The sequence below is a fragment of the Xylophilus sp. PBN-3R genome (assembly GCF_057747805.1).
In genome coordinates this window covers 1224983-1238977 of record NZ_CM173225.1, presented here as the reverse complement: position 1 = coordinate 1238977, position 13995 = coordinate 1224983, and the positions used below count along the sequence as shown (strand labels likewise).

Sequence of the window (13995 nt, the reverse complement as noted above, 5' to 3'; positions counted from 1 at the left end):
TTGAAAAATCAGGAAATCGCGAGAAGGGGTCGATCCGACAGGAACACCACCGCCAGCGGCGGCAAGGTCAGTTGCAGGCTGTGGCTGAAACCGCCACACGCTTGTGCCTGGGCGTGGACGCCACCCAGGTTTCCAATGCCGCTTCCACCGTAGGTCGCCGCATCGCTGTTCAGGATTTCGTGCCAGAAGCCGCTGCCGTTGACACCGACCTGCAAACCGCCGACGGGAGCAGGCGTCATGTTGCAGAGCACCAGTACATTGCCGTCACCATCACCTGGATGGCGCCAGAAGGCCAGCACAGTGCGGCTTTCCTGGCCGAGGTGAGCCCATGAAAAACCGCGGGCATCGAAATCATGGCGATACAGCGCCGGCAGGGCCCGATAGGCGCGGTTGAGGTCGGCCACCCAGCGGGCGATTCCAGCGTGCTGTGGCTGCGCCCAGAGGTGCCAGTCGAGGGTGCGCTCGTGGTGCCATTCCTGCACCTGGCCGAATTCACCACCCATGAACAGCATCTTTTTGCCGGGGTGGCCCCACATGAAACCGAGCATGCCGCGCAGGCCGGCAGCGCGTTGCCAGTCGTCGCCGGGCTGCTTTTCATAGAGGCTGCCCTTGCCATAGACGACTTCGTCGTGAGACAGCGGCAGCACGAAGTTCTCGTTGAAGGCGTACCAGAAACTGAACTTCAGCTCGTCCTGGTGGTACTCGCGGTAGAAGTGGGCGCGCTCGACATAACGCAACGTGTCGTTCATCCAGCCCATGTTCCATTTCATGCCGAAACCCAGGCCGCCCATCTCGACCGGGCGCGATACGCCGGACCAGCTGGACGACTCCTCGGCAATCATGTGCACGTCGGGGAAAGCGCGGTAAACCGCCGTGTTGAGCTCCCGCAGGAACTTCACCGCCGGCAGGTTCTGGTTGCCGCCGTGTTCGTTGGGCAACCACTGACCGTCCTCGCGTGCGAAGTCCAGGTACAGCATGCTCGCCACTGCGTCCACCCGCAGGCCGTCGAAGTGGTAGTACTGCAGCCAGAACAAAGCGTTCGCGATGAGGAAATCGCGCACTTCATAGCGGCCGTAATTGAAGATCAGGCTGTTCCACTGCGGATGGAATCCCAGGCGCGGGTCCTGATGTTCATACAGATGGGTGCCGTCGAAAGTAGCCAGGCTGTGAGCATCGGACGGGAAATGCGAGGGCACCCAGTCGAGCAGCACACCGAAGCCACGCTGATGCAGCGTATCAACCAACGCCATGAGGTCTTGCGGAGACCCATATCGGGCGGTGGCTGCGTAATAGCCTGACACCTGGTAGCCCCAGGAGCCATAGAAAGGATGTTCGGAGACCGGCATCAGTTCGACGTGGGTGAAGCCCATCGCTTCGCAGTGGGCCGCCAGCCGATTGCCGATTTCGCGGTAATTCAGGTAGGTGCCATCCTCGGCACGTTGCCACGAACCCAGGTGAACTTCGTAGATGGACATCGGCTGGTCCATTGCCTGCCGGCGCGCCCGGGCGGCCATCCAGTCGCTGTCGTTCCACTCGTAGCCGAGCGATGCGACACGGGACGCGGTGCTGGGCGGGCATTCCGCTGCGAACGCCATCGGGTCGGCCTTTTCAACCGCTTCGCCGTGTTGTGGCTGGACCCGATATTTGTAGCAATCGCCTTCGGCCGCACCTGCGACGAACAGACTCCACCTACCGCTGCCGTCTTGGTGGGACTGCATGGCCTGGGGCTGCCACCCATTGAAGTCGCCGATCACCGCGACTTCACGCGCATTCGGCGCCCAGACACAGAAGGAGACTCCGACCTGGCCCTTCCGCTCCGACAGATGCGCACCAAGCGCCTCGAAGATGCGATGGTGCGGCGCTGCATGCAACGCACGGTCCGGCGTCTGGGCCAGGGTCCGTTTTTGCGGCACGGAGGAACTGTCGGCGGCGGCGCGCAATGTCATGGTTGCTGGGGTCTCTTGTTGTGCCATTGATTGGCTGTTACCGAGTGTCTGCTGCAACGCAACACACTCCCGACAGATAAACCGTTGTCACCACGTAGGCAAGCGCCGACAGGCTCCGCAAAAAGCATGCCGAGAAGTTACATGTGAGGGAAAACCTGCAGGGACGAAAAGGCCCTTCCGGCCGGCTCAGAGGCGTTCGATGGCCTGCTCGGAAACTGCGGCCAACGCGGCGGCCGGAACTCTGTCGGGCGCCAGTTCGGCGAGCGGCATCAGCACGAACGCGCGCTCCAGGATGCGGGGGTGGGGCACCACGAGAGTGGGCAGGTCCAGTTGCTCATCACCGTAGAAGAGCAGATCCAGGTCGAGCGTACGGGGAGCCCAGCGCCAGGGCCGCGTGCGACCGGCGGCGTTTTCGATCTGCTGCAGTGCGGCCAGCAGATCCAGCGGCGCGAGACGGGTGGCAATGGCTGCCACCGCGTTGAAATACTCCGGGCCGTCGGTGCCGACAGGAGCGCTGCGGTACAGCGACGAACACCGCACCAGCGTGGTGGCAGGCAAGGCCGCGAGTCCGTGGAAAGCGGTGCGCACCGCCGCAGCTGCGTCACCCAGATTGGCGCCGATGCCGATGTAGGCCGTCACAACCCCATCGACTGGCGCCGGCTGCTGATCACTCGGCGGAGCCGCCGCCATCCTGATTGCCCTGGGCGCTGCCCTCACCCCTTGCGCCGGAAGGCTTGCGGCGACGGCGGCGCTTGCGAGGCGCAGCGGCAGAGTCGCCCTCGGTCTCCGGCTCGTTGGCGGACGGTGACTGCGCCTGCGCGCCCACCTCGCCCTCGTCACCCGAAAGTGCCGGTGTGGCGGCACGCGGTGCACGCGGCTTGCGGGCCGGCGGCGCATCACCTTCGGCCGGCCTGGCGGCACGGGCGGGGCGCGGGCGGCTCTTCTGCTCGTCGCGCACCTGGTCGACCAGATCCTGCCGGCGCATGTCGTCGGCAGTGCTGAATTCCTGCCACCAGTCGGCCAGCACTTCGTCGATCTCGCCGATGTCCGAACGCAGGCGCATGAAGTCGAAACCTGCACGGAACCGCGGCTGCTCGGCCAGGCCGAAAGGTGCGCTGCCGGTGCGTTTCTCGAAGCGCGGCTGCATCACCCAGATCTCGCGCATGTCGGCGGCCAGCTTGCCGCGCCCCGAAACGTCGCCGATGCGTTTGTCGAACACTTCGTCGATGGCTTCGTGCAGCGCCGGCACCGAATGGGCACGCTCTTTCTCGGTCTTGCGTTGCCATACCGAACGCACGTCTTCCCACAGCACGGCGGCCAGCAGGAAAGACGGCGCCACCGGCTTGCCTTCGCCGACACGGCGGTCGGTGTCGAGCAGCGCGGCCTTGATGAAGGGCTCGTCGGCATGTTTGACCACGATGTCGAGCAGCGGATAGATGCCTTTCTCGAGCCCCAGCTTGCGCAGCTGCTCGATGCTGGCGATGGAATGGCCGGTTTGCAGCAGCTTCAGCATTTCATCGAACATGCGGCTTTGCGGCACATCGGCCAACAGCGCCTGCGAGGCGACCAGCGGCGCGGCTGTCTTGGGATCGATGGAGAAACCCAGCGAGCTGAGTTTGGCCGCGAAACGCACCGCGCGGATGATGCGCACCGGGTCTTCGCGGTAACGCGTCGCCGGGTCGCCGATCATGCGCAGTGTGCGTTTTTGCGCGTCTTTCATGCCGCCGTGGTAGTCGACCAAGATCTGCGTCTGCGGGTCGTAGTACATGGCGTTGACGGTGAAGTCGCGGCGGGTGGCGTCCTCGTCTTGCGGGCCCCAGACGTTGTCGCGCAGCACACGGCCGGTCGAATCGACGGCATGGGTCATGCCCGACAGTTCGCTTTTGCTGGTGCGTTCGTTGCCGGCCACCTGTTCGGCGGCGGCGTTGTCGAGGTAGGCGCGGAAGGTCGAGACCTCGATCACTTCGTGTTCGCGGCCCCGGCCGTACACCACGTGCACGATGCGGAAACGCCGTCCGATGATGAAGGCGCGCCGGAACAGCGCCTTGACCTGCTCGGGCGTGGCGGTGGTGGCAACGTCGAAGTCCTTGGGCCGCAGGCCCAGCAGCAGGTCGCGCACCGCACCGCCCACCACATAGGCTTCGAAGCCGGCCTCTTGCAGGGTGCGAACCACGTCGACCGCACGACGGTCGACCAGCGTCGGATCGATCTTGTGGACGGACGGCGGCACTTCGGTGCGTTTGCCGAAGGACGGTTTTTTCGCAGCGGACCCGGTGGAGGGTTTGCCCAGGAGTTTGTCGATGAATTTCTTGATCATGGTGTGCCCAGGTCAGGCGTCAGCTTGCGAAAAAAGATCCAGGATTTGCCAGCCGCGCTCGGCGGCCAGCGCACGCAGGCGCTCATCGGGGTTGGTGGCGACCGGATGATCCACCCTTTCGAGCAGCGCGAGGTCGTTGAGCGAGTCGCTGTAGAAAGTGGTTTCCACATCGTCCCAGCCCAGGCCGTGCGCTGCCAGCCAGGCGTCCATCCGGGCCACCTTGCCTTCGCGCGCCGACGGAATGCCGTCGATGGCGCCGGTGATCCAGCCGTCGTCGCCACGCACCAGGTCGACCGCGATCAACTCGTCGATGCCGAGGGCGTCGGCGATGGGCCGGGTGACGAAGGCATTGGTGGCGGTGACGATGATCAACTGGTCACCCGCTGCACGGTGGCGTTCCACCAGGCCCTGCGCGGCAGGCAGGATGGCGGGACGGATTACCTCGTCCATGAAACGCAGGTGGGCGGCGGCAGCGGCTTCGGCACCGCGCAGGCGCACCGCATCGGTGGCGAAACGCACGTAGTCGTGGATGTCCAGCGTGCCGGCGCGGTAATGCGCGAAGAACTCGTCGTTTCGGCGGTTGAATTCGACCTGGTCGGTCCAGCCGAGGGTCGTGGTGAACACGCCCCACGAATGATCGGAATCCAGCGGCAGCAGCGTGTGGTCCAGGTCGAACAGGGCCAGTCGGCGTCGGACGCCGGTCTTGGTTTCTTCTTGTTGTGTCATTCGGATTCGAGCATGGCGCGAACCAGCGGAATGGTGAGGGCGCGCTGCGTGCGCAGCGCGAAGTTGTCGAGCTTTTCCAGCAGTTCCATCAGGCTGCCCAGGTCGCGACTGAAACGGCTGAGCATGAAGTCCATCACCTCGTCGCCCAGGAACAGCCCGCGGGCGTCCGCCGCCTGACGCAGCACCGCTCGGCGTTCGGCTTCGTTGGGCACCTGCACGTGGAAAACATGGCCCCAGCCGAGCCGGGTGCGCAGGTCTTCGCGCAGTTGCAGGTCGGCCGGCGGCAAGGTGCCGGCCGCGACCACCCAGCGCGGCCGGGCGTCCGACGGCGTGAGCGCGTTGACGAACCAGGCAAATGCCGCATGTTGCTGCGTGGCGTCGTACAGCTGAACGTCGTCCATCAGCACGCAATCCCAGCGTTCGTCGAACTCGGGCGGATCGCGGTCGGCGGCGCTCAAAAATCCACAGCGCGAACCCTGGCTGTGCAGGGCTTCCTGGACGGCCTTGAGCAAATGCGTCTTGCCGCTACCGGACTCACCCCAAAGGTAGGTCGGCACCGGCGCGCGCGTGGAAATGCTGGCCGACTCGGCCCACAGCCGCAGATGCGACAAGACGTCGGCGTTGCTGCCGGGCCAGAATCCGGCCAGCGTGGGGACAGTCGGCAAGCCGATGTCGAGCGCAATCTGCTGCATCGGTTGAATAGTCAAAGGGTTCGGTACCGCAAGCGGCATGCGCCTGTCACAAACAGGAAAAGCGCGATTTTATGCCGCGCGGAGGCAGACTTTTTCGTGAAGAACCCACCAAGGCTCAGCTGACACGCCGAAGCTCTGCCAGGCGCTCGGCCACCAGGTCACGATCGAGCGCGTCGGTGGCGTTGGCCAGATAGGCCTCGAGGTCCTGCACCGCCTCGGCGGTACGCGCCTGCTCGGCGAGGGCCAAGCCACGGTCGCGGTATTCGGCCCATGCTTCAGGCAGCAGCACGATCAGCCGGTCCAGCACCGCCGTCAGGCGTTGCCAATCCTGTTGCGACTGATGGATTTCCTTCAGGTTGCGCAGCATACGAGCGAGGATGTCGCGCGATGTGGCGGCCTGCAGATAGAGGCCGAGCGGAACTTCGAATTCATCGACCATTCCGTCACGGCGCTTGAACGGCTCGAGCCTTTCACTGAGTTCATCGCGCGAAAGCGAATGCCCGTTGAAGGGGTCGATGACCACCTGTCCCTTGGGCAGGTTGATCTTCACCATGAAATGCCCGGGGAAGGCCACGCCGCGCACATGCAGGGACAGCCCGTGGGCCAGCTCCATCCACAGCACCGCCAGCGAAATCGGAATGCCGCGCCGCGTGCGCAGCACCGCATTCAGGTAGCTGTTGTCCGGGTCGTAGAAGTTGTTGATGTTGCCGCCGAAACCCAGTTCGTTGAAGAAGAACTGGTTCAGGATGCGCAGCCTCTGAAGGGCCGGCGCATCGGCAGGCAGGCGGCGCCTGACGCGGGCCAGCAACTGATCGACGTCACCCATGACCTGCTGCACATCGAGGTCAGGATATTCGTCATGCGCCAGGCTGGTGGCGGCCTCGAACAACGGGATGTCTTCGTCGTCGCCCACCAGGGCCGCGAAATACTGCAACGGAGAGGGGGCGGAAAATTGGATTTCCATGGAACATTCTGGCGGTGCGGCCGCGCGAGCGTCAAGTGTGAAAAAGTCGTGGCGGGCTGGCAAAACGGTTCAACGCCGCAGCAGTCGCATCAGCTTCAGTCCTGCCAGCCAGGCGGCTGAAAAATACAGGAAGGCCGACGCCACCATCACACCGGCCAGCAGCAGCATTCGCCGCACGGGCTCGGCGCGCAGTGCCGTCCAGTCGAAGCGGTTGGCCATCCAGACCAGGAAGATCGCCAGCACCGCGCTGGCCGCCAGAACCTGCAGCAGATACAGGCCCCAACCCGGCAGCGGCCGGTAGGTGCCGCGCCGGATCAGGCCGGTCAGGAGCCATGCCGCATTGATCAGGGCGCCGATGCCGATCGAGAGCGTCAGCGCCGCGTGCTGCAGGTGCGGGACCAGCAGGTAATTGAGGATCTGCGTGAGGATCAGCACGCACACCGCGATACGCATGGGCGTGCGCATGTCGTGCCGGGCGTAGAACCCGGGCGCCAGCACCTTCACCGCCACGATGCCCAGCAGCCCGCAGCCGTAACCCATCAGGGCGACCGTGGTCTGCTGCACATCCCGTTCGCTGAACAGGCCATAGTGATAAAGCACCGCTACCAGCGGACGCGCAAAAACCAGCAGTCCCACCACACATGGAATCGAAAGCACGACCACGATCCGCAGGCCCCAGTCGAGCATGTCGGAGTAGCGGATCTCATCCTTGGCCGCGCGGGCCGCGGCCAACTGCGGCATCAGCACCACGCCCAGCGCGACGCCCAGCATGGCCGTCGGAAACTCCATCAGACGGTCGGCATAGACGATCCAGCTGACACTGCCCGGCGCCAGATGCGAGGCGATCTGAGTGTTGATCAGCAGCGACACCTGCGCCACGCTGACGCCCAGCAGCGCGGGCAGCATCAGCCGCGCCACGCCGCGTGTCGTCGGATCGGCCCAGGCCTGGCGGATCGCCCGCCAGGTCAGGCCGATGCGGGGCAACAGGCCCAGGCGCAACAGGGCCGGCACCTGAAGCGTCAGCTGCAGCAGGCCGCCGACCATCACACCCACGCACTGCGCATAGATCGGCTCGATGCCATGGTCCCTGAACCACGGCGCACCCCACACGATGGACAGGATGAGGCACATGTTCAGCAATACCGGCGACGCGGCCGGCACGGCGAAACGTTTCCAGGTATTCAATATGCCGCCCGCGAGCGCCACCATCGACATGAAGCCGATGTAGGGGAACATCCAGCGGGTCATGTGGATCGCCGAGTCGTATCCTTCGGGCGTCTGCTTCAGGCCGCTGGCCATGGCCCATACCATCACCGGCGCGCCGAGCACGCCGGCCACGCACACCAGCAGCAGCACCCAGGCCAGCAGGGTGGCGACGTGATCGATCAATGCCTGTGCGCCCGCGTCTCCCCGCTCCACCCGGGTGGCAGCCAGCACCGGTACGAATGCCTGGCTGAAGGCGCCTTCGCCGAACACGCGGCGGAACAGGTTTGGAATTCGGAACGCGACGTTGAAAGCGTCGGTGATCGCGGACACCCCGAAGACGGAGGCCATCAGCAGTTCGCGGGCCAGGCCGGTGATGCGTGAGGCCAGGGTCAGCAGGGAAACGATGGAGGCGGATTTGAATAGGGACACGGCCGGGAGTGTAGTGGGACGCCAGCGGCCGCCAGCGCTGATTTGGACCTGTCTGTCCGTCGGGCTATAATCGAGGGCTTTTCCGCTGCAACATCCTCAGACAACTCAAGGAATACATCATGGCAACCAAGCCGAAGAAAAAGAACCCCCGTCTCGCGTCGGGCCGTAAACGCGTCCGCCAGGACATCAAGCTGAACGCTGCGAACACCTCGCTGCGTTCCAAGTACCGCACCGCTGTCAAGAACGTCGAAAAGGCAGTTCTGGCCGGCGACAAGGTCAAGGCTGCAGAAGCCTTCGCCCGCGCCCAGAGCGTGGTCGACACCGTTGCCGACAAGGGCATCTTCCACAAGAACAAGGCCTCCCGCGACAAGAGCCGCCTGGCCGCCAAGGTCAAGGCCCTGGCTACCGCTCAAGCCGCCGCCTGACCCATCAGGTCAGGCAAGCCCGGAAGGCTTCTGAAGCCTTCCGCCGTTTGCACCGGGTGCGCTGCAGCGTAAAAGAAAAGTAGGAAAAGAAATGCCCCGCAATGCGGGGCATTTTCTATTGGGGCCGGCAATTGCGCATGCCGCCCCCTGAGAGACGTGGGCCGGTTCATTCCACCATCGTGTGGGTTCGCACCTTCCCAAACACATCCTGGGACCATTACCAATTGACGACCTTTGGCAGTCGTCAAATTGCGTATTTCGCGCCAGTGGGGGAAACCCTTCCGAATAACACCCATGATGGAATCTCTGCGCAAGCATATTCGGCGGAACTCCAGGCTCATGGTGCTGACAATATCCATCAGCCTCGTCTCCGGTGCCCGAGCCGTGACCTTGCCGGAGTTGCTGCAGGCCGCCTCCGATAATCACCCCACTATTCGGGCGGCCCGCCAGGGCGTCAATGCCGCCAACGAAGACGTCACCGTGGCGCGCCGCCAATACTGGCCGACGCCGTCCGCACTGGTCGAATCCGGTGCACCCAACAGACTCCAGACACCCACCCAGCTGTTGCGGGTCGAGCAGACCGTATGGGACTTCGGCCTCACCGCGGCCAATGTCCATGTGGCAGAACGTGCGGCCGACATCGCGGGCGCCGCACTCGAAACGCAACGGCAGACCGTCGGGCTTCAACTGATCGACGCGTGGGGCACGCTGTTGTCGAGTTACGGACGCATCCGTGTGGCAGACGCCATGCTCAAAAGGCTGCAGATGCACGAGGCGATGATGATGCGTCGTGTCAGCGGAGAACTGTCCACCCGGGTCGATCTCGATCTGGTCCGCTCGCGCATCCTTCAGGGCCAGGTCGAACTGACGCAGGCACAGACCGGTGTTCAACTCGCCATCACGCGGCTGCAGAACCTCACCGGCCTGCCGCAACTCGAAGCCAGGTTCGCCCCACCCCCGCCCATGCCCCCACGCAGCAGGATGGAAGCGCAGTTCCGCCTGCTCGGCCAGATCGACTGGGACGCCGCCGCCGATCGCCAACCCACGGTTCTCAGGGCACAAGAAGAGCTGAAGCAAGGTCGCGAAAGAATCAACGCGAAGATTGCGCAATCGCGTCCGCAGATCTATGCGCGGTTCGACCACGCCATGAACGGGCAGCGGGACTCCGCCGTGTATCTGGGCCTGCGTTATTCACCCGGCGCCGGGTTTTCCAATCTCGCCGAAGAAAGCGCACTGGCTGCACGCGCCCTGGCGTTGGAGCAGATCACGGAAGCCGCGAGGATCGATGCCAGGCAATCGCTGGATCTCGACCGCGACAACCTGCGTGACGCGGGTCTGAGGGCGCAATCGCTCGATTCCGCCGTGCTGGGCGCACAACGTGTCTTCGAATCCTACGAACGGCAGTTCACCGCCGGTCGCAAGACCTGGATCGACCTGATGAACGCGGTTCGCGAGGTGGCACAAAACGCCTACTCCCTGGTGGATGCCAACGCGGCGCAGGCCGCTGCCCTGTACCGGCTCCAACTGCGCGTCGACCCGGCGTCCGTCGACGTGCAGGTCGCCCAGGACACAGCGGTCGATCAGAAGGACACCACGACGTCGGTCAGCGCGGCGATGCGGGATGTCCGTGCCGAAACCGCGGACATACCGGACCCGGTGCTGAGGCTCTCCACTGCGCTGTCGATCTTGCCCGCGGCACCCGATGCCTCCTCTTCACGCTGAAAGCCTCGTCGTGCAACCGCCCCCAAACTCACCCATCCACGCGCCGACCAACGAGAGCCTCCGGTGGTCTCTGGTTGCCGCCATGCGCCACCACGGCATCGTGGTCGATTCCATGCGCCTGCGTGAAAGCCTTGCCAAGGTGGATGCCCGCGAGGGCCCTGCCGTCCTGGACAAGCTGATGGCAGCGCTCGGTTATGAACCCTCGGTGCGCCATCTGCTTCCCGATCGCGCAAACCTGCCGCTGGTCGTGTGGCTGCCCGACCACGGCTGGGGTGTCCTGGTCGACCGAGAACCCGACGGTCTCTGGCGCCTCGACTCGCCTTCGGCCAGCCGCAAGGTGTCGAGTGAAGCCTTGCGCAACCGGTGCGTCGAACTGCGCCTGGGCAACGCCTTGCTGGATCAGGTGGGCGCCCGCAACACAAGCCGCGAACCCGACACTTTTACCTCCGTGCTTTTCTCGTCTTTACGCCAGTTTCACTCCAGCATGGCCGAAGCCTTCCTGGCGTCTGCGTTCATCGGCATGCTGGCCTTGGTCACATCGCTTTTCTCGATGCAGGTCTATGACCGGGTCATTCCCACCAAGGGCGAATACACGCTGGCAGTCCTCAGCATCGGCGTGACCATCGGCATCGTCCTCGAGCTGGTCATGAAATTCGCCCGGTCGCACGTCATGGACCATGTGACGGTCGGAATCGACAACCGCCTGTCGCCCGCCATTTTTCAACGGCTGCTGAACCTCCGAGTCGACCAGTTGCCGGCGTCCGTCGGCAGCCTGGTCTCCCAGCTTCGGGGTTACGAGCAGGTGCGCGGTTTCTATACCGCCAGCACCTTGTTCGCGTTTGTCGATGTGCCGATGGGCTTCATCTTCCTGTTCGTCATTTCCGTCATTGCCAGCCCCGTCGTCGCGCTGGTCGCATTGGTGATGGGCGTCGTGGCGCTGACCGTCGGCCTCGTGACCCGGCGACGAATCATGGCCTTGGCGGCGCAAGGTGCGCAACTGAGCAACATGAAAACCGGACTCCTGGTCGAAGCCGTTGAGGGCGTCGAAACCATCAAGGCCGGCTCGGGCGGCTGGAAATTTCTGTCGCGCTGGACACGCATCAACGGCACGACCATCCACAACGACCTGAAACTCAAGAGCGCCAACGAAAGCACCCATTTCATCGCCAGCGCGATCCAGCAGCTCGGCTACATGGGAATCATCGTGGTGGGCTCGCTGCTCGTCATGCGCGGCGACATGACCACCGGCTCGCTGATTGCCTGCTCGATTCTCAGCGGACGGATCATTGCGCCCATTCTCGCGTTGCCCGGAATCATCGTGCAGCATGCGCACGCCCGGGCCGCCCTCGACGGGCTCAACAAGCTGTATGCCCTGAAGACCGACAACCACGGTGTCGAACGGGTGCTCATTCCAGAAATCCTCAAAGGCAATTTCCGCCTGGACGCGATCAAGTTCAGTTATGGCGAAAACCCTGCTGTGCTGAACGTTTCAAGCCTGGAGATCCGGGCCGGCGAACGAATCGGCATCGTCGGCCCGATCGGTTCAGGCAAGTCCACCCTGCTGCGGCTGCTGAGCGGACTCTACGCACCCAATCACGGGCGGGTGTTGATCGACGGACTCGACATCTCGCATGTCAGCCGCGAAGTGATCAACCGGCAGATCGGATATCTGCAGCAGGAACATCGTCTTTTCCAGGGAACCTTGCGTGAGAACCTGCTCATCGGCATGCCCGACCCCGGCGATGAAGCCTTCAGGCTCGCCATGCAGCGAACCGGCATGGACCGTTTCGTCCAAAGCCACCCGAAAGGCCTGGACCGACTGATTGCAGAAGGCGGAAAAGGACTCAGTGGCGGTCAGCGCCAATTACTTGCCTTCACCCGCCTGGTGCTGGCCAGCACGCCCACGCTTCTGCTGGACGAACCGACCGCGAACATGGATCACGAACAGGAAAGACGCTGCCTCGACGTGATCGCCCATGAAGCCGCGGCCAGCAAGACCATCGTCATCGTCACGCACAAACCCACGCTGCTGCCGCTGGTTGATCGGCTCATCGTGATCAACGGTAATCGTGTCGTGCTGGACGGTCCGCGTGACGAGGTGATCCGAAGAATGTCCGCCCGGCCTGCGGTCGCAAGCGAAGCGCAGGGCATCGGCACGCCCGGCGTGTCGGCGGGAGCGATCTGATATGAAAACAAAAAAAACCGTTCAGCCTGCGGCGATGCTGGCACTTCGGGACGATTTGCCGCGCCCGCACAAATCGCGGATCGGCATCGCCACCATGGCCGGCGGGCTGGTCGTCGTCCTGATCTGGGCGGCGTTCTCGAAGATCGACCAGGTCACCCGGGCTCCGGCGCGTGTCATAGCCGCCGAACGTACCCAGATCATTCAGGCGCCCGATGCCGGACTGATCACCAAGCTGCATGTGAGGGAGGGTGACGCGGTCAAGACCGGCCAATCACTCGTCACGCTTGAAAAGGAACGCGCGCAGGCTGCCGCGGATGACAGCAAGGCCAAGGTGGCTGCCCTGCGTATCACCGTCATCCGGCTGCAGGCCGAGATGTACGGAAAGCCGCTGAAGTTTTCATCCGACCTGCAGCCGTATGGCGACTACATCCGCAACCAGACCGACCTGTACAACCGCCGTCAAAAGGCGTTCAACGAGGACCTCGGTTCATTGCAACGCATGCTGCAGATCGCCGACCGTGAATTGCAGATCAATTCGCAACTGGTCACGACCGGCGACGTCAGCGTCGCCGAAGTGCTGCGCCTGCAACGAGGCGCTGCCGACATAAACGCTCAGATCACCAATCGGCGCAACAAGTATTTCCAGGACACTCAGACCGAGATGACCAAGGCTCAGGAGGATCTCAACACACAGCAGGAGTTGCTGCGCGATCGAAGCCAGGTGCTCGAACACACCGAACTCCTCGCGCCCACCAACGGTATCGTCAACAGCATCCGCGCGACCACTTTGGGCGCCGTCCTGAAGGCGGGTGACACCGTCCTCGAAATCTCACCTACAGGTGGCGACCTGATTGCCGAGGCCAAGGTAAGCCCGGCCGATATCGCCTTCATCGAGGTCGGCCAGACCGCCTTCGTGAAACTCGACGCCTACGACTCGGCGATCTTCGGTTCGCTGACCGGCAAGGTCGTCTATGTCAGTCCGGATTCGCTGACCGAGGAAACCCGCCAGGGGCCGAGCAGCTATTACCGCGTGCACGTTCTGGTCAAGGAGGCCGATTTCAAGGAAAGCAAGAGCCATGAAATCCGCATGCGGCCCGGTCTTACGGCGACCGTCGAGATAAAGGCGAGGGAACGCACGGTTCTCAGCTACCTGACTAAACCCATCACCAAGACCCTGGGTAATTCGCTGGGCGAGAGATAAAACGGCGCACCGTGTCTGCGTTGCCGTTTTTCTGGATTCGTCAAGCAGGCAAATGCGCTTCCAGACCAGTAATCGAATAAACGATTTGTAATTTTTTACGTCAGCTGTAGTTTTATCTATTCGACGTAATCCCTGCACGGGTCTCATTCAAGCTCCAGGCATGCAGTTCATGCATTGCCGCA

General features: G+C 63.5%; 11 protein-coding genes. 4 read left to right on the top strand and 7 right to left on the bottom strand.

From position 1 onward, the window contains the following. Window positions 1-8: 8 nt before the first annotated feature. The 7 genes from glgB to murJ form a co-directional block, all read right to left on the bottom strand. The gene (glgB, locus tag AC3ANW_RS05615) at window positions 9-1946 is read right to left on the bottom strand and encodes a 1,4-alpha-glucan branching protein GlgB (protein ID WP_488344218.1); all 1938 of its coding nucleotides are present in this window, start codon (window positions 1944-1946) and stop codon (window positions 9-11) included. Window positions 1947-2132: 186 nt separating this feature from the next. Then, a complete protein-coding gene (gene folK, locus AC3ANW_RS05610) occupies window positions 2133-2636 on the bottom strand; it encodes a 2-amino-4-hydroxy-6-hydroxymethyldihydropteridine diphosphokinase (protein WP_488344217.1) in 504 nt (167 codons plus the stop codon). Beyond that, on the bottom strand, window positions 2614-4263 hold the full coding sequence (pcnB, locus tag AC3ANW_RS05605) for a polynucleotide adenylyltransferase PcnB (RefSeq protein ID WP_488344216.1): 1650 nt from the start codon (window positions 4261-4263) through the stop codon (window positions 2614-2616). Before pcnB ends, folK begins: the two co-directional genes overlap by 23 nt. Before the next feature lie 12 nt (window positions 4264-4275). Continuing rightward, complete coding sequence (locus AC3ANW_RS05600; protein ID WP_488344215.1) at window positions 4276-4989, bottom strand: HAD family hydrolase; 714 nt, start codon at window positions 4987-4989, stop codon at window positions 4276-4278. Beyond that, entirely contained in the window at window positions 4986-5681 is a 696-nt protein-coding gene (gene hda / locus AC3ANW_RS05595; protein WP_488344214.1) for a DnaA regulatory inactivator Hda, read from the bottom strand. Before hda ends, AC3ANW_RS05600 begins: the two co-directional genes overlap by 4 nt. Before the next feature lie 115 nt (window positions 5682-5796). Continuing rightward, window positions 5797-6645, bottom strand: a complete 849-nt coding sequence (locus tag AC3ANW_RS05590; protein ID WP_488344213.1) for a SirB1 family protein — start codon at window positions 6643-6645, stop codon at window positions 5797-5799. A 69-nt stretch (window positions 6646-6714) separates the two neighbouring features. Then, a complete protein-coding gene (gene murJ, locus AC3ANW_RS05585; RefSeq protein ID WP_488344212.1) occupies window positions 6715-8280 on the bottom strand; it encodes a murein biosynthesis integral membrane protein MurJ in 1566 nt (521 codons plus the stop codon). Window positions 8281-8399: 119 nt separating this feature from the next. On the opposite strand from murJ, the gene rpsT reads away from it, so the two are divergent. The 4 genes from rpsT (at window position 8400) to AC3ANW_RS05565 (ending at window position 13813) form a co-directional block, all read left to right on the top strand. Continuing rightward, window positions 8400-8705, top strand: coding sequence for a 30S ribosomal protein S20 (gene rpsT, locus AC3ANW_RS05580; protein WP_488344211.1), 306 nt, complete (start codon window positions 8400-8402; stop codon window positions 8703-8705). Window positions 8706-9044: 339 nt separating this feature from the next. Then, window positions 9045-10427 carry a TolC family protein gene (locus AC3ANW_RS05575; protein WP_488344210.1) on the top strand — a complete coding sequence of 461 codons (1383 nt, stop codon included), beginning with the start codon at window positions 9045-9047 and terminating at the stop codon, window positions 10425-10427. 10 nt (window positions 10428-10437) lie between these two features. Further along, window positions 10438-12612, top strand: a complete 2175-nt coding sequence (locus AC3ANW_RS05570) for an ATP-binding cassette domain-containing protein (protein WP_488344209.1) — start codon at window positions 10438-10440, stop codon at window positions 12610-12612. A gap of 1 nt (window position 12613) precedes the next feature. Then, a complete protein-coding gene (locus AC3ANW_RS05565) occupies window positions 12614-13813 on the top strand; it encodes a beta-barrel domain-containing protein (protein WP_488344208.1) in 1200 nt (399 codons plus the stop codon). Window positions 13814-13995 lie beyond the last annotated feature (182 nt).